Source organism: Acidovorax sp. T1 (genome assembly GCF_002176815.1).
Taxonomy (GTDB): Bacteria; Pseudomonadota; Gammaproteobacteria; order Burkholderiales; family Burkholderiaceae_C; genus Acidovorax.
The window spans coordinates 3,453,348-3,467,726 of sequence record NZ_CP021648.1 but is presented as its reverse complement, the minus strand read 5'-3'; the positions used below and the strand labels follow the sequence as shown (position 1 = coordinate 3,467,726).

At 66.5% G+C, this 14,379-nt stretch carries 16 protein-coding genes; 6 read left to right on the top strand and 10 right to left on the bottom strand.

All coding sequences use genetic code 11. The features are described 5' to 3' along the window. Positions 1-27 precede the first annotated feature (27 nt). Positions 28-486 (bottom strand): rRNA maturation RNase YbeY, encoded by a 459-nt coding sequence (ybeY, locus tag CCX87_RS16150; RefSeq protein WP_087747718.1) that lies wholly within the window; start codon positions 484-486, stop codon positions 28-30. A 54-nt stretch (positions 487-540) separates the two neighbouring features. After that, positions 541-1,500: a PhoH family protein gene (locus tag CCX87_RS16145; protein ID WP_087747717.1), complete on the bottom strand. Its 960-nt coding sequence runs from the start codon at positions 1,498-1,500 to the stop codon at positions 541-543. Between the two features lie 81 nt (positions 1,501-1,581). Between CCX87_RS16145 and ruvA the strand changes: the two genes are divergently transcribed. From ruvA to ruvB, 3 genes are read left to right on the top strand one after another with little or no spacing between them, the layout of a single operon-like run. Further along, on the top strand, positions 1,582-2,154 hold the full coding sequence (gene ruvA / locus CCX87_RS16140; RefSeq protein ID WP_087747716.1) for a Holliday junction branch migration protein RuvA: 573 nt from the start codon (positions 1,582-1,584) through the stop codon (positions 2,152-2,154). 33 nt (positions 2,155-2,187) lie between these two features. Then, the gene (locus CCX87_RS16135; RefSeq protein ID WP_087747715.1) at positions 2,188-3,681 is read left to right on the top strand and encodes a trypsin-like serine peptidase; all 1,494 of its coding nucleotides are present in this window, start codon (positions 2,188-2,190) and stop codon (positions 3,679-3,681) included. A 37-nt stretch (positions 3,682-3,718) separates the two neighbouring features. Further along, positions 3,719-4,780: a Holliday junction branch migration DNA helicase RuvB gene (gene ruvB / locus CCX87_RS16130; protein ID WP_087747714.1), complete on the top strand. Its 1,062-nt coding sequence runs from the start codon at positions 3,719-3,721 to the stop codon at positions 4,778-4,780. Here ruvB and CCX87_RS16125 read toward each other — a convergent pair. Genes CCX87_RS16125 through CCX87_RS16095 form a run of 7 tightly spaced genes read right to left on the bottom strand, consistent with a single transcriptional unit; the run spans position 4,737 to position 11,163 of the window. After that, positions 4,737-6,536: a lysoplasmalogenase family protein gene (locus tag CCX87_RS16125; protein WP_087747713.1), complete on the bottom strand. Its 1,800-nt coding sequence runs from the start codon at positions 6,534-6,536 to the stop codon at positions 4,737-4,739. The genes ruvB and CCX87_RS16125 overlap by 44 nt on opposite strands. A 37-nt stretch (positions 6,537-6,573) precedes the next feature. Further along, positions 6,574-7,761, bottom strand: a complete 1,188-nt coding sequence (locus CCX87_RS16120; RefSeq protein ID WP_087747712.1) for a DSD1 family PLP-dependent enzyme — start codon at positions 7,759-7,761, stop codon at positions 6,574-6,576. Further along, the gene (locus CCX87_RS16115) at positions 7,745-8,383 is read right to left on the bottom strand and encodes a histidine phosphatase family protein (protein WP_086926488.1); all 639 of its coding nucleotides are present in this window, start codon (positions 8,381-8,383) and stop codon (positions 7,745-7,747) included. The genes CCX87_RS16120 and CCX87_RS16115 overlap by 17 nt, the downstream gene beginning before the upstream one ends. A gap of 17 nt (positions 8,384-8,400) precedes the next feature. Next, on the bottom strand, positions 8,401-8,988 hold the full coding sequence (locus CCX87_RS16110) for a DUF4136 domain-containing protein (protein WP_087747711.1): 588 nt from the start codon (positions 8,986-8,988) through the stop codon (positions 8,401-8,403). Between the two features lie 37 nt (positions 8,989-9,025). Continuing rightward, on the bottom strand, positions 9,026-9,970 hold the full coding sequence (gene ttcA, locus CCX87_RS16105; RefSeq protein WP_198314806.1) for a tRNA 2-thiocytidine(32) synthetase TtcA: 945 nt from the start codon (positions 9,968-9,970) through the stop codon (positions 9,026-9,028). Positions 9,971-9,984: 14 nt separating this feature from the next. Then, on the bottom strand, positions 9,985-10,356 hold the full coding sequence (locus tag CCX87_RS16100) for a dihydroneopterin aldolase (protein WP_087747710.1): 372 nt from the start codon (positions 10,354-10,356) through the stop codon (positions 9,985-9,987). A 21-nt stretch (positions 10,357-10,377) separates the two neighbouring features. Beyond that, complete coding sequence (locus tag CCX87_RS16095) at positions 10,378-11,163, bottom strand: SDR family oxidoreductase (RefSeq protein ID WP_087747709.1); 786 nt, start codon at positions 11,161-11,163, stop codon at positions 10,378-10,380. A gap of 9 nt (positions 11,164-11,172) precedes the next feature. On the opposite strand from CCX87_RS16095, the gene CCX87_RS16090 reads away from it, so the two are divergent. The 3 genes from CCX87_RS16090 to trxC all read left to right on the top strand — a co-directional run bounded on the left by CCX87_RS16090 (position 11,173) and on the right by trxC (position 13,019). Continuing rightward, a complete protein-coding gene (locus tag CCX87_RS16090; protein ID WP_087747708.1) occupies positions 11,173-12,288 on the top strand; it encodes a class I SAM-dependent methyltransferase in 1,116 nt (371 codons plus the stop codon). Between the two features lie 21 nt (positions 12,289-12,309). Continuing rightward, positions 12,310-12,504, top strand: a complete 195-nt coding sequence (locus tag CCX87_RS16085) for a DUF2905 domain-containing protein (RefSeq protein WP_087748420.1) — start codon at positions 12,310-12,312, stop codon at positions 12,502-12,504. Positions 12,505-12,578: 74 nt separating this feature from the next. Further along, positions 12,579-13,019: a thioredoxin TrxC gene (gene trxC, locus CCX87_RS16080; RefSeq protein ID WP_087747707.1), complete on the top strand. Its 441-nt coding sequence runs from the start codon at positions 12,579-12,581 to the stop codon at positions 13,017-13,019. Between the two features lie 8 nt (positions 13,020-13,027). Here the strand turns inward: trxC and CCX87_RS16075 are convergent, their stop codons facing one another. Further along, complete coding sequence (locus CCX87_RS16075; RefSeq protein ID WP_087747706.1) at positions 13,028-14,335, bottom strand: multifunctional CCA addition/repair protein; 1,308 nt, start codon at positions 14,333-14,335, stop codon at positions 13,028-13,030. Between the last annotated feature and the right edge of the window lie 44 nt (positions 14,336-14,379).

Here is a 14,379-nt window from a genome sequence, read left to right as displayed (position 1 = left end):
ATCAGCGGATGCGCTGAGAAGCCGCCTTCACTTGGCGTAAGGGTCGGCAAACCCCAGCGCCTGCAGGATGGCGGTTTCGTAGGCCTCCATCTCGTCGGCGTCGGCGGCGCTGGTCTCGTGGTCCCAGCCCTGGGCGTGCAGCGTGCCGTGCACCAGCAGGTGGGCGTAGTGTTCTTCCAGACTTTTGTTCTGCTCGCGCGCTTCGCGCTCCACCACAGGGGCGCAGAGCACCAGGTCGGCGGTTACCACCGGCTCTTGGGTGTAGTCGAAGGTGAGCACGTTGGTGGCGTAGTCTTTCTGGCGATAGTCGCGGTTCAGCTGCTGGCCCTCGTCGGCACCGACGATGCGCACGGTGATCTCGGCATCGGTTGCCAGGGCGTGGCGAATCCAGCGCGTGACCTTGTGGCGCGGCAGCACGGCGCGGTGGGTGGCAGCGCCGTCAAAACGGCCAAACTGCAGCGACAGGGAGAGTTGATTCAAGGTCATTTATGCCTCTGGCGCTTATGTGGTAAGCGCTGATAGCTATTAAAAAGGGAGCGTTCAGGTGGTGCGGCCACGCGGGGCCGGCGCGCGGCGTGGCGCGTCATAGGCGTCCACGATGCGCGCCACCAGCGGATGGCGCACCACGTCGGCACTGGTGAAGCGCGTCACGGCGATGCCTTTCACGCGCTTCAAGACGCGCTCGGCGTCGATCAAGCCGCTCATCGCGCCCTTGGGCAGGTCGATCTGGCTCACGTCGCCCGTCACCACCGCTTTGGCGCCAAAGCCGATGCGCGTCAAAAACATTTTCATCTGCTCGGGCGTGGTGTTCTGCGCTTCATCGAGGATGACGAAGGCGTTGTTCAGCGTGCGCCCGCGCATGAAGGCCAGCGGGGCGATTTCGATGGCGTTGCGCTCGAACGCCTTTTGCACCTTGTCGTAGCCCATCAGCTCATACAGCGCGTCGTACAGCGGGCGCAGATACGGGTCCACCTTCTGCGCCAGGTCGCCCGGCAGAAAGCCCAGGCGCTCGCCCGCCTCCACCGCGGGGCGCGTCAGCACGATGCGCTGCACGGCGCTGCGCTCCAGCGCATCCACGGCGCAGGCCACGGCCAGATAGGTCTTGCCCGTGCCGGCAGGGCCGATGCCGAAGGTGATGTCGTGCGTGGCGATGTTTTCGAGGTACAGGTTCTGCGTGGGCGTGCGCCCGCGCAGGTCGGCCCGGCGGGTGTTGAGCACGATGGCCCCTTCGGGCGCTTCCACCAGAGAGCTGTCGCCCGCCAGCATGAGCTGCAGATAGTCTTCGGTGATGGGGCGCTCGGCCATCTCGTACAGGGCCTGCAGCAACTCCATGGCCTGCGTGGCCTTGGCCTTGGGGCCATCGACCTTGAACTGCTCGTGCCGGTGCGCAATGCCCACTTGCAGGGCCACCTCGATGGTGCGCAGGTGCACGTCGGCCGGGCCGCACAGGTGCGTGAGCCGGGTGTTGTTGTGGGGGGTGAAGGTGTGGCGCAGGATCACGCGGATAATTCCAGTCAGGCAACGGAAAACACGGCAAAAAGACGGCGCTGCAATTGGTGCGTTCGCCGGCAAAGGACATCCATGATAGGCAAATTGACCGGCACCCTGCTGGAGAAGAACCCACCCGAGGTGCTGCTGGACTGCCACGGCGTGGGCTACGAGGTGCATGTGCCCATGAGCACCTTCTACAACCTGCCCGCCGTGGGCGAGCGCGTGAGCCTGCTCACACAGTTCATCGTGCGCGAGGATGCGCAGCTGCTGTATGGCTTTGCCACCGCGCCCGAGCGCCAAGCGTTTCGCGAGCTCATCAAGATATCGGGCGTGGGGCCGCGCACGGCGCTGTCCATCCTGAGTGGCATGGGGGTGGCTGATCTGGCACAGGCCATCACGCTGCAGGAGGCGGGCCGCCTGGTCAAGGTGCCGGGCATCGGCAAGAAGACCGCCGAGCGCCTGCTGCTGGAGCTCAAGGGCAAGCTGGGCGCCGACATGGGCGCGCACGCACAGGTGACCAGCGATGCCCAGGTGGACATTTTGCAGGCGCTGCTGGCACTCGGTTACAACGACAAGGAAGCGGCGGCAGCGCTCAAGGCCTTGCCGCCGGATGTGGGCGTGAGTGACGGCATCAAGCTGGCGCTCAAGGCGCTGGCGAAATAGCCCCCAAGCAAACGAATCCAGGACGAAGTTGCCATGAAGTTTCGACAATCCATGCAGTGGGTGTGCGTCGCCGGTGCGGCGTTGTTTGTGATCGCCTGCGGCGGTGGTGGCGGTGGCGGCTCGCCCGCGCCAGACACATCCGCGGCCGACCGGATCGAACCGTTTGACCCGAGCTTGGGCAAGGCACTCAAGGCAACCCCCTCGTTGCCGCGTGCCGCCGGCCGTGCACCAAAGGCCACGCCGGTGCAACTGGGGCCGCTGGCGGCGCCGGCGCTGCAATCGCAGCAAAAAAAGGCAGCGCTCACCCCGGGCAACGGCATGCGCCAGCAAATCGGCCTGTCCCGGGATGTGCCTGCCACGGCCACTTCGTCGGGCCTGCGGGCGCAGTTGCAGTGGTCCGCCACAGAGCGGGGCACGCAGCGGGCCGCCATCAGCTTCACGGCGCAAGGTGCGCTGGGTGTGCGCCTGGGGCTGCTGGTGCGCGCGCTGCCGGCGGGCAGCACGCTGCGCTTTTATGCGCAGGCCGATGAGGCCGTGTTCGAGGTGTCGGGCGAAGATGTGCTGGGCGCCATTGCGCGCAATCTGCAGGCGGGCGACACCGGCGACGCGGCGCGCACCTACTGGAGCCCCGATTTCGGCGGCGCTGAGACCACGCTGGAGGTGGAGCTGCCGGCCAATGCCGACCTGACCCTGCTCGACATTGCCGTGCCCACGCTGTCGCACTTTTTTGTTTCACCCAAAATTGCGGCGCAAAGCAGGCTGCCTGAGAAGGGCAATGCTGACACCTGCAACATCGATGTGTCGTGCCGGCCCGAGTACAGCAGTGAAAGCCGCTCGGTTGCGCTCATGACTTTCGAGGAGAACGGCGCGGGCTACCTGTGTACGGGCACGCTGCTCAACGATGCACAGTCCAGCACCACCCCGTATTTCCTGACCGCCAGCCACTGCGTTTCCACGCAGACGGCGGCATCTTCTGTGGAGACATATTGGTTTTACCGCTCGGCTGCGTGCAATAGCAGCCTGCCGAACCCTGGAACGCAGCAGTTGAGTGGTGGCGCCACCTTGCTGTCCGCACAGCCGGCTACCGACACATCCTTCATGCAGCTCAACGCTGCGCCGCCGGCCGGTATTGTGTTTGCCGGCTCCTATTTCGGCGCCGTGGCCGAAGGCGCCGTCACTGCTGGCCTCCACCATCCTCAGGGCGACATGCAAAAGCTTTTTGAGGGCGCAGTCAAGCAGTTTGCCAACTGCACTTTTGGCACAGCCGTGAACACAGACATGTTCACCTGCCTGGTGAGCGCGCCGCAGGACTCGCGTTTTCTGACCGTGGGGTTGACTGTTGGCACGACGGAGTTTGGTAGCAGCGGCTCAGGCCTTTTCCTGCCCATTGGCAGCAAGCGCTACGTTGTCGGACAGCTGGCGGGCGGTGCCGCAAGTTGCCAGAACCCCACCGACTACGACTACTATGGCCGTTTTGACTTGGCCTTCCAGACTGCCCTCAAAAACTGGCTGAAACCGGCGCCATGAGTCCGCACGCACATCGCCCCCAGGGGCCGCACATGGCATGAGCATTCAAACCGACGACTTCGCCCCCGCGCCCGCAAAGCGCGTCATCTCTGCTGTCCCGGCATCGCCCCAAGAGGAGGCCATTGAGCGCGCCCTGCGCCCCAAGCTGCTGCAGGAATACGTGGGCCAGGCCAAGGCGCGCGAGCAGCTCGAGATCTTCATCGGCGCCGCCAAGAAGCGTGGCGAGGCGCTCGACCATGTGCTGCTGTTTGGTCCGCCCGGCCTGGGCAAGACCACGCTGTCACACATCATCGCGGCCGAACTGGGCGTGAACCTGCGCCAGACCAGCGGCCCGGTGCTCGAAAAACCCAAGGACCTGGCGGCGCTGCTGACCAACCTGGAGAAGAACGACGTTCTGTTCATCGACGAGATCCACCGCCTCTCGCCCGTGGTCGAGGAAATCCTCTACCCCGCGCTGGAGGACTACCAGATCGACATCATGATCGGCGAAGGGCCGGCGGCGCGCAGCATCAAGCTCGATCTGCAGCCCTTCACGCTGGTGGGCGCCACCACGCGCGCGGGCATGCTCACCAACCCGCTGCGCGACCGTTTTGGCATCGTGGCGCGGCTGGAGTTTTATACGCCCGAAGAGCTGGCGCGCATCGTCACCCGCAGCGCGGGGCTGCTGGGTACGCCCATGGACGACGAGGGTGGCTTCGAGCTGGCACGGCGCTCGCGCGGCACGCCGCGCATCGCCAACCGGCTGCTGCGCCGCGTGCGCGACTACGCCGAGGTCAAGGGCGATGGCCGCATCACCAAAGCCATCGCCGACAAGGCGCTGGCCATGCTCGACGTGGACCCGCAGGGCTTTGACGTGATGGACCGTAAGCTGCTCGAAGCCCTGATCCATCGCTTTGACGGTGGCCCTGTGGGCCTCGATAACATCGCCGCCAGCATTGGCGAGGAAAGCGGCACCATCGAGGACGTGATCGAGCCGTATCTCATCCAGCAAGGCTACCTGCAGCGCACGCCGCGCGGGCGCATTGCCACACTGGCGGCGTATCGCCACTTGGGGGTTACGCCGCCGAAGGCGAGCGGGCAAGATCTGTTTGGGGTGTAAGGGTGGCGGCGGGGGCTGGCTCTGCGAGGGCTGCACCCCGCAGTAATCCCGCCACGATCAGTGCTTGCGCTGCGTAATACGTTGCCAGCACCCAGACCTGCGCCATGGGCAAGGGGTGCACAAACCGGTTGGTGGCCAGCAGCGAGTCACTGAGCATGAAAAACCCGGCGCCGATGGCGACCAGCAGCGAAGGCGTGTCGCGCAACATTTTCGCCCGGCCGATGGCCTGGGCCGCCATCAGCGCGATCACCAGCACATAGGCCGCGACCGGTACGCGCAGCGCAGACGGCAGGCCGCCCGCCCACAGAAAGGCATACATGGCCACGCCAATGCCCAGCGTAGCGGCCAGTGCGCCCCGGTGCGGAAACCACGCCTGTCCACGTTTGAACAGCGCCACATAAAACAGATGCGCCACCAGAAAGCTCACCAGGCCGGGAATGAAGAAGCCCGGGAACATCAGGAACACATCCCCGGCCAGCGATCCGGCCAGTGCAGCAGCAAGAAGAATCAGGGATTTAGAGCCAAATTGGCCTCTAGCGCTTGATGGGTAAGCGCTGATAGCTACCAAAAAAATAGCGAATACCATCGTCAGCGGCTTGAACAGCCAATGCCATTGCGTGAACCCCAGCGCACTGGTGGCCGTGGCCAGCGCAGCGCTTTGCAGCATCAGCGCCATCAGCATGCCAATGCGCCCCTGCATCACCGCGCCCAGCGACCATTGCACCGTCAGCAGCACCGCAAACCAGATGGCGTTGTGCGCCAGCGGCGTCGCATCGGCCTGCCACAAAAAGGCCGCCACGCCCGCGAGCAGCAGCACGAACTGCACCAGCGCAAACCATTGCACGGCGCGCGACATCGGCGGGTGGTAGAGCGCCATCCGCGCCATGCTGAAGGCGGGCTTGGGAAAGCGCGCGGCCACATCGGCCGGCCGCCAGCCCGGGGGCTTGAGCCACACGCGCAGCTTGTCGCCCCAGCGCCGGGTGTGCCAGCTGTCGTGCGCCAGCCCGGAATACACCTGCGCGTTGGCCCACAGCGGGTCCCAACTGTTGAGCAGGCCGCGCGTGCCGTACACACATTTCTCCTGCGCGTCTTCGTCCTTGAAGGTGCCGAACATCCGGTCCCAAAGGATCAGGATACCGCCGTAGTTCTTGTCCAGATACGCATCGTTGACGGCATGGTGCACGCGGTGGTTGCTGGGGCTGCAGAACCAGCGGTCAAACCAGCCGAGCTTGCCCACCTGCTCGGTGTGCACCCAGAACTGGTAGAGCAGGTCGATGAGCGCCACCACGCCAAACACCAGCGGCGGCACGCCCGCCAGCGCCATGGGCACATAAAAAACCCAGCCCAGCAGCGCGCCCGAACTGGTCTGGCGCAGCGCGGTGGACAGGTTGTAGTCCTGGCTCTGGTGGTGCACCGCATGCGCCGCCCACAGCACCGCCGACTCGTGCCCCATGCGGTGCAGCCAGTAGTAGCAGAAGTCGTAGAACACCAGCGCCAGCAGCCAGCCAGGCAGGCTGGTCCAGAACGCATCGTTGCGCCACAGCGCCACCTGCTCGAACAAGGCGGTGTAGATGCCGATGCGCAGCAGCCGCGTGAACACGGCGCTGGTCTGGCTCAGAGCCCCAAGGCTGATGCTGCTGACTGCATCGGCCAGCCGGTAGGTGTTGCGCTGGCGCCGGATGCCGATGGCCAGCTCGATGGCGATCAGCACGAGAAAGACCGGGGTGGCAAGAACAATGATCTGGCTGGGGCTCATGGGATGACACCAAAATGTCCACCGATTCTTGCCCCAATCAGGTCAGCGCGCCTCTGGCATCAACCCTGATGATGCGTTCCACCACGCCCAGGGCCAGCCCGCCGCGCACGCCGATCAGGAAATCGTGCAGGTTCACCGTGGGGTCGCAGTGCCCCGGCACCAGCCACAGCATGAGGCCCAGCGCGGGCAGGCGGGCCTTGGGGCCGTCGGCATAAAGCACGCCATGCTCGTCGCCGCCGTTGGCATAGCGCAGCGCGCGCTCGGGCGGCAGCAGGGCCACGGTGGGCAGGCCCGAGTCGATGGCGTGGCTTTTGTGGCCCGCGTCACACACCGCATGGCTGTCGCTCACCGAGATGACTTGGGTCTTGACGAACAGCGCCTGCTCGAACGCGGGCTGGGCGGGCTCGCGCTCGTTGCGGGCGTAGTCGGCATCCATGAACAGGAACGAACCGGCCTGCAGCTCGCCATACACGCCGCTGGCGGCTTCGTGCACCAGCGTGCCGGTGCCTGATCCGGTCACCAGTGGCACGGGCAGGCCCGCCGCCACGATCAGCGCGCGGGTGTGCTCGGCCGCGCGCACGGCGGCGGCGATGGCCTCGCGCCGCTCGGTCGCGCTAACGAAGTGCTGGGCGCGGCCATGGTAGGCCTGCAGCCCGGCAAAGCGCAGTCGCGCATGGTGGGCCACGGCCAGCGCCAGGGCCACCGCCGGCGCGCCGGGCGGCACGCCGCAGCGGCCCTGGCCCACATCGATTTCCACCAACACGTCGATGCCGTGCGTGCTGCCGGCCAAGGCCATGGCCTCTGCAAGGCGCTCGATGCCTTCCGCGCTGTCCACCGCGATGGCCAGGCGCCCGCCGCGTGCGGCCAGCTGCGCAGCCAGGCGCGCCACCCGCAGCAGCTTGGGTGCGGCCACCACCTCGTTGCTGATGAAGATGTCGTTCACCCCGCCAGCGGCCAGTGTTTCGGCCTCGGCCACTTTCTGCACGCAGGCGCCGGTGGCTCCGGCGCGCTGCAGCAGCAGCGCGATTTCGGCGCTCTTGTGCATCTTGGCGTGGGGGCGCCAGCGCACGCCGTGCTTGCGGGCGAAGTCGGCCATGCGCTGGATGTTGCGCTCCATGGCGTCCAGGTCCACCACCAGCGAAGGCGTGTCGATCCGGTCCACACGTTGGCCGATGCTGGCCAGCAGCGCGCCAGGCAGATCAGTCAGATCAGGCAGTGGTTTCATCGCGGGCGGCGTTGTCCAGATGCTGGGTGTCGGCCCAGCCCACCAGGCTGAGGCCTTGCGGCGTCCACAGCAGCCGGTTGATGGCCGCGTTGGCCAGCTGCCAGGTGCGCGGCGCCTGGATCTCCTGGCCGGTGGCCAGGCGGTACAGCACATCCAGCACGCCGCCGTGCGCCACCAGCACCACCAGCTCGCCGGGGTGGCGGGCCGCCAGGCGGTGCACGGTGTTGTCGATGCGGGTGCGCAGCGCTGTCAGCGATTCGCCGCCCTCGGGCGCATAGTGCGGGTCGCGCTTGCGCCAGCGCAGGGCGTCTTCGGGCAGCTCGGCCTCGATTTGCGCGAAGGTGCGGCCCTGAAAGTGGCCAAAACTGCGTTCACGCAGAGCGGGCTCGGGCGTGAGCGGTGCGCCCGTGGCGTCCGCCACCGCCTGGGCCGTGGTCCGGGCGCGCTGCAGATCGCTGGTGTAGATGGCGGCCACGGGCTCGTCGGCCAAGGCCCGCGCCAGCTGCCGCGCTTGCCACAGGCCGGTGTCGTTGAGCGGAATGTCGAGATGCCCCTGGATGCGGGTGTCCACGTTCCAGGCGGTTTCGCCGTGGCGAATGGCAATGATGCGGGTGGCGTTCATGGGGCAGGGTGCACGCCTTAGCGCGGAATTTCGAGGACGATGCGGCGTAGCCCTGTGGGTGGCGTGGGAAAACCGTTCAGGGCGGCGTCGAACATGGCGGCAAACACGGCCGGGTTGTCGGTCCACACCCCCTCGTGCACGGCGCGGGTCTCGTACACCACGGTGCCGCTGGCCGCCTCGCGCAGGACCAGGCCGACTTCGCGCCGGTACAGCGTGGGGGGCGGAAAACGCATCGACAGGCCGCCATGAAAACCCCGGCCACCGCCCCAGCCACCCCAGCCCCAGCCGGGGCCATCCCAGTAGTCCGGATAGGCCTGAAGGTCGGTGCGGGCATGCACCTGCACGCGGTAAAACGGCGCCGCGCTGTCCTGGCGCAGGTCCACCTTGGCCAGCGCCTGCCGGGCCTGTTCTTCCGCGGCCGACTGCTGGGCGCCCAGGGCTTGCTGCGACGGCAGGCGTTCAAAACGGTAGGTGGGATGCGCGGGCGCGCCGGCGAGCTGGGAGAACGATTGCACATCGCTGTCCACCAGGCGGGTGCTGGCGCAGCCGGTCAGCCACAGCGCCGCGCACAGCAGGGGCCAAGTGATCCATCGCATGGCAGTCATGGCAGCTCCTTGAAAAAAAGCGCCGGTGGCGGCGCTGTCAGCCGATGCGCACCACCTGCACGCCGGGCAGCGCAGAGGGCGCGGGGAAATCCTCGGTGTCAAAGGCCTTGTCGCCGTTGTCGTCGGCCACGCCGGTGGCGCGCGCTCCCTTGAAATCGTACAGCGCGCCATCGAGCAGGTGGCTGGGCACCACGTTTTGCAGCGCGTTGAACATGTTCTCCACGCGGCCGGGGTATTTTTTCTCGCACTCGCGCAGCATCTCGCCCACCTGCTTGCGCTGCAGGTTTTCCTGGCTGCCGCACAGGTTGCACGGAATGATGGGGAAGTTGCGGTGCTGCGCCCAGCGCGCGGTGTCTTTTTCGGCCACGAAGGCCAGCGGGCGGATCACCACATGGCGGCCGTCGTCGCTGACCAGCTTCGGCGGCATGCTCTTCATCTTGCCGCCAAAGAACATGTTGAGCAGCAGCGTCTGCAAAATGTCGTCGCGGTGGTGGCCCAGGGCGATCTTGGTGGCGCCAAGCTCGTCGGCCACGCGGTACAGAATGCCCCGTCGCAGGCGGCTGCACAGGCTGCAGGTGGTCTTACCCTCGGGAATCAGGCGCTTGACGATGCTGTAGGTGTCCTCGTTCTCGATGTGGAACGGCACGCCGGTGGTTTTGAGGTAATCGGGCAGCACATGCTCGGGGAAGCCGGGCTGCTTCTGGTCGAGGTTGACGGCAATCAGATCAAAGTGAATCGGCGCGCGGCGTTTCAGCTTGAGCAGGATGTCCAGCAGCGCATAGCTGTCCTTGCCGCCCGACATGCAGACCATGACCTTGTCGCCCTCTTCGATCATGTTGTAGTGCACGATGGCCTTGCCCACCTCGCGGCACAGGCGCTTTTCGAGCTTGTGGGTCTCGCGCTCGATCTTGAAGTCGGCCGGTGCGCGCTCGGGGGCCGCCGCTGCTGCGGTGTCTTCGCCCGTCCAGGCGCTGCTGTCCATTGCATTCATCGCGTTCACCACTGTCCTGTCTCCATGCGGATCGCCACTTCGCAGTCGTCAAAAATTTCGAGCTTGGCGATTTTCACGCGCACGCCCAGCACGCCGGGCAGCTGCATCAGCCGCTGCGCCAGCTTGCCGATCAGGCTTTCGAGCAGGTTCACATGCTCTGCCGTGCACTCGTCGATGATGATCTGGCGCACCTTGCGGTAGTCGAGCACATGCGCGATGTCGTCGTCGTGCGGCGCCAGCGGCTGCGCGCCCAGGCTCAGCTCGGCATCGACCTGGATCGGCTGGGGGGCTTTTTTCTCGTGCGCCAGGATGCCCAGGTTGGCATCAAAGCGCAGCCCGGTGAGGGTCAGGGTCTGGAGACCGGTGGCTTGGTTCATGGTGTGGGGGTGAGCATGGGCTCACATCAGGGAAAAGTCGCGCTCGAACTTCATCAGGTGCTGGCCGCCATCGACGAGCAGCGTGGTGCCGGTGATCGACCGGTTCTCCAGCGCAAAGCGCACGGTGGCCGCCACGTCGTCGGCGGTGGACGAGCGGCCCAGCGGGCTCAGGGCGTGCAGTTGCTGGAATTTTTCGTCGCTCAGCAGATGGCTGGTGAGCGTGAGGCCGGGCGCCACGCCCACCACCCGCACGCGCGGCGCCAGCGCCAGCGCCAGCATGGTGCCAGCGGCTTCGAGCGCGGCCTTGGAAAGCGTGTAGCTCAGAAAATCGGGGTTCTGGTTCCAGAGCTTCTGGTCCAGCAGGTTGACCACGGCGCCGTGCGCGTCGGCATCGCCGGCGGCGGCGCGCTCCTGCAGATGCTGGTGCAGGGCCTGGGCCAGCACGATGGGGGCGCCGGTGTTGCTGCGCAGGTGCTTTTCGAGCGCGGCAAACCCGAACGACTGGGCGTTGTCGTGCTCGAACAGCGAGGCGCTGTTGACCACAGCATCCACGCTGCCAAAGTGGGCGATCACCCGGGGCAGCAGGGCGCGCACCGACGCCTCGTCGTCAAAATCTGCATAAAAATGGGCGCTGGCGCTTGTCAGCTGTGCGCAGGCAGCTACTGTATCGATAGCGTCTTGCTGCGATGAGCGGTAATGCACTGCCACCTGCCAGCCGCCTGCCGCCAGCGCCAGCGCAATGCTGCGGCCCAGGCGCCGGGCGGCGCCGGTGACCAGGACGGTACGCGGACGGGGGGTGGTGGACATTCGGGGACAATGCAGGCCGTGACGACAGAACCCACAAGTTTAACGACCGCCCTCCAAACCCACATCGCCCAGGCCATTGCCGAAGCCGGCGGCTGGATCGGGTTTGACCGCTTCATGGCGCTCGCCCTGTACACCCCGGGCCTGGGCTATTACGCCAACGATTCCACCAAATTCGGCGCCATGCCCGAGTCGGGCAGCGACTTCGTGACCGCGCCCGAGCTCACGCCGTTGTTCGGCCAGACCCTGGCCCTGCAGGTGGACGAGGCGCTGGTGCAAACCGGCACGCACGAGGTGTGGGAGTTTGGCGCCGGCTCGGGCGCCCTGGCTTTGCAACTGCTCGATGCGCTGGGCGACCGCGTGCAGCGCTACACCATCGTCGACCTGTCGGGCAGCCTGCGCGCGCGCCAGCAGAACTTGCTGGCCAGGCATGCGCACAAGCTGCAGTGGGTGGATGCGCTGCCCGCGCAGTTCGAAGGTGTGGTGGTGGGCAACGAGGTGCTTGATGCCATGCCCGTGCAACTGCTGGCCCGCCATGGCGGCCAAGAGGGTGGCGTGTGGCATGAACGCGGCGTGGTCGTGCATGAAGGCGCATTCGTCTGGGCCGACCGGCCCACCGAGCTGCGCCCGCCCGTCGAGATCGAAGGCCCGCACGACTATCTGACGGAAATCCATGCCCAGGGCGAAGGTTTCATCCGCACCCTGGCCGACCGCTTGGTGCGCGGTGCCATCTTCTTGCTGGACTATGGTTTTGGCGAGAGTGAGTACTATCACCCGCAGCGCCATATGGGCACGGTGATGTGCCACCAGGGCCACCTGGCCGACGGCGACCCGCTGGTGGCGGTGGGCCTGAAAGACATCACCGCCCATGTCAACTTCACCGCCATGGCGCTGGCCGCGCAGGAGGCCGGGCTGGAAGTGCTGGGCTACACCACGCAGGCGCACTTTCTGATCAACTGCGGGCTGCTTCCAAAAATGGAGCAGCTTCCGCAGGCGCAACGGGCAACAGCGGCCAAATTGATCATGGAGCACGAGATGGGCGAGTTGTTCAAGGTACTGGCGCTGGCCAAGGGCGAACCGTGGGATGCGCTGGGTTTTGTGCGCGGCGACCGCTCGCACCGGTTGTGAGTGCATGAACAAGGCCTTGCCATGATCCGCTGGCTTGTCGTCGTATTTTTGGCGCTGGTGCTCATCAACGGCCTGTCGCCCTGGCTGCAGCGCATGGGGCTGGGGCGCTTGCCGGGGGATTTCCGCTTTCGGCTGTTCGGGCGCGAATGGTTCATTCCGCTGGCCAGCACGGTGCTGCTGAGCTTTGTGCTCAGCCTGGCCGTGAAATGGCTTTGAAGCGCCACTTCTCGGCGCCTTGAATTTCGCGGCCCACGGCCCGATGTCCAAAGCCATTGCCCTGAAAGCCCGCCATGACCGAAGCCCTGCACATCGTCTGCCCGCACTGCCACACCACCAACCGCGTCCAGCCGGCCCAGCTGGCCAGCGCGCCCGATTGCGGCAGCTGCCACCAGCCGCTGTTCACGGGCGCGCCGCTGGCGCTGGACGCCACCAGCTTTGGCAAACATGTGCAGCGCAGCCAGATCCTGGTGCTGGTCGATTTCTGGGCCCCCTGGTGCGGCCCCTGCCGCCAGATGGCCCCCGCGTTTGCACAGGCCGCGCGCGAGCTGGAGCCCGGCGTGCGCCTGGCCAAGCTCGACACCGAGGCCAACCCGCAGGTGGCCGCGCCCTACAACATTCGCAGCATTCCGACCATGGTGCTGTTCAAAGGCGGGCGCGAGCTGTCGCGCATTTCGGGCGCCATGGGCGCGGCTGACATCGTGCGCTGGGTGCGCTCGGTGCAGGCTGCTTGATTGCTTGATCAGGCGCCGGGCGCGGGCGCCAGCCCTGGCCAGGCGGCCACGGCCTGCACCCGCGCTGCGTGGATCATTTCACCCACTTTTTGGCCTGTAACGCCCGCCTGTGCTGCGCGTGCAGCTATCACACTGGTAGCAACCGACTGCACCGCGGCGAGTGCTTCGCGCAGCCGCTGGCGCTGCGGGTAGGGCGCTTCCTCAAAGCCCAGGCGCCCGCGCGCGTCGCACTCGCAGGCCAGCAAGATTTCGTCAAAGCGCGCCGGCTTGCGAATGCCGTCGCAGCGCTCGATCAGGCGCACCAGGGCCGCTGCGCCCAGCTCGCCGCTGCGGTGGATGTTGCCGTGCTCGCGCGCCACCACGTCGGCGGTTTCGCGGCATTCGGTGGGCACGCGCAGGCGCTCGCACAGGGCCTGGAGCCGTTTGGCGCTGCGCTGCCCGTGGCCGATAGGGAAATTGGGGTCAGAGGAGAAATTGGGGTCAGACTCCAATTTGTTTAAATTGGAGTCTGACCCCAATTTCTCCTCCAATTTCTCACCCAGCTCGTGCGTAAGGCAGGCAAAGCGCACGGCCAGTGGCGCCTGCAGCCGCGCCGCCATGTCCAGCACCCGCATCAGGTGCACGCCGGTGTCTGCTTCGGGGTGGTATTCGGCGCGCTGGGGCACGCCCCACAGGCGGTCCACCTCGGGCAGCACCACGGCGAGGGCGCCGCATGCGCGCAGCACCTCGAACATGCGCGAGGGGCGCTCCTCCATCAGCCCGCGCGCCAGCTCTTGCCACACGCGCTCGGCCACCAGGTGGTCGGCCTCGCCGTGCGCCACCATCTCGCGCATGAGCTGCATCGTCTCGGGCGCCACCGTGAAGTCGGTGAAACGCGCGGCAAACCGCGCCACGCGCAGGATGCGCACCGGGTCTTCGCGAAACGAGTCGGTGACGTGGCGCAGCACGCGGTCGTGCAGGTCGCGTTCGCCGCCATAAGGGTCAAAATGGCCTGTAGCGCTTGATGGGTCTGCGCTAGTAGCTATCGCATTGATAGTAAGGTCGCGCCGCGCCAGGTCTTCTTCCAGCGTCACATCGGGTGAGCTTTGCACCACGAAACCCCGGTAGCCGCGCCCGCTTTTGCGCTCGGTGCGCGCCAGCGCGTATTCCTCGCGCGTTTCGGGGTGCAGAAAAACCGGAAAGTCGCGCCCCACCGGCAGATAGCCCAGCGCCCGCATCTGCTCGGGCGTGGCACCCACCACCACCCAGTCGTGGTCATTCACGGGGCGGCCCAGTAGCTTGTCGCGGACGGCGCCGCCTACCATGTAGATTTGCATCGGCGTAGTTTAGGCCGGGCCCCCCGGCCGTATATTCCAGCCCA

Excerpts from the sequence above, each read along its gene's own strand:
- ttcA (WP_198314806.1), bottom strand. The coding sequence starts at position 9,970 with ATGGACAGCAGCGCCTGGACGGGCGAAGACACCGCAGCAGCGGCGGCC.
- ruvB (WP_087747714.1), top strand. The coding sequence starts at position 3,719 with ATGAGCATTCAAACCGACGACTTCGCCCCCGCGCCCGCAAAGCGCGTC.
- CCX87_RS16135 (WP_087747715.1), top strand. The coding sequence starts at position 2,188 with ATGAAGTTTCGACAATCCATGCAGTGGGTGTGCGTCGCCGGTGCGGCG.
- CCX87_RS16110 (WP_087747711.1), bottom strand. The coding sequence starts at position 8,988 with ATGACTGCCATGCGATGGATCACTTGGCCCCTGCTGTGCGCGGCGCTG.
- CCX87_RS16090 (WP_087747708.1), top strand. The coding sequence starts at position 11,173 with ATGCAGGCCGTGACGACAGAACCCACAAGTTTAACGACCGCCCTCCAA.
- CCX87_RS16095 (WP_087747709.1), bottom strand. The coding sequence starts at position 11,163 with ATGTCCACCACCCCCCGTCCGCGTACCGTCCTGGTCACCGGCGCCGCC.
- CCX87_RS16100 (WP_087747710.1), bottom strand. The coding sequence starts at position 10,356 with ATGAACCAAGCCACCGGTCTCCAGACCCTGACCCTCACCGGGCTGCGC.
- ybeY (WP_087747718.1), bottom strand. The coding sequence starts at position 486 with ATGACCTTGAATCAACTCTCCCTGTCGCTGCAGTTTGGCCGTTTTGAC.
- CCX87_RS16120 (WP_087747712.1), bottom strand. The coding sequence starts at position 7,761 with ATGAAACCACTGCCTGATCTGACTGATCTGCCTGGCGCGCTGCTGGCC.
- CCX87_RS16075 (WP_087747706.1), bottom strand. The coding sequence starts at position 14,335 with ATGCAAATCTACATGGTAGGCGGCGCCGTCCGCGACAAGCTACTGGGC.
- CCX87_RS16085 (WP_087748420.1), top strand. The coding sequence starts at position 12,310 with ATGATCCGCTGGCTTGTCGTCGTATTTTTGGCGCTGGTGCTCATCAAC.
- CCX87_RS16125 (WP_087747713.1), bottom strand. The coding sequence starts at position 6,536 with ATGAGCCCCAGCCAGATCATTGTTCTTGCCACCCCGGTCTTTCTCGTG.
- ruvA (WP_087747716.1), top strand. The coding sequence starts at position 1,582 with ATGATAGGCAAATTGACCGGCACCCTGCTGGAGAAGAACCCACCCGAG.
- trxC (WP_087747707.1), top strand. The coding sequence starts at position 12,579 with ATGACCGAAGCCCTGCACATCGTCTGCCCGCACTGCCACACCACCAAC.
- CCX87_RS16115 (WP_086926488.1), bottom strand. The coding sequence starts at position 8,383 with ATGAACGCCACCCGCATCATTGCCATTCGCCACGGCGAAACCGCCTGG.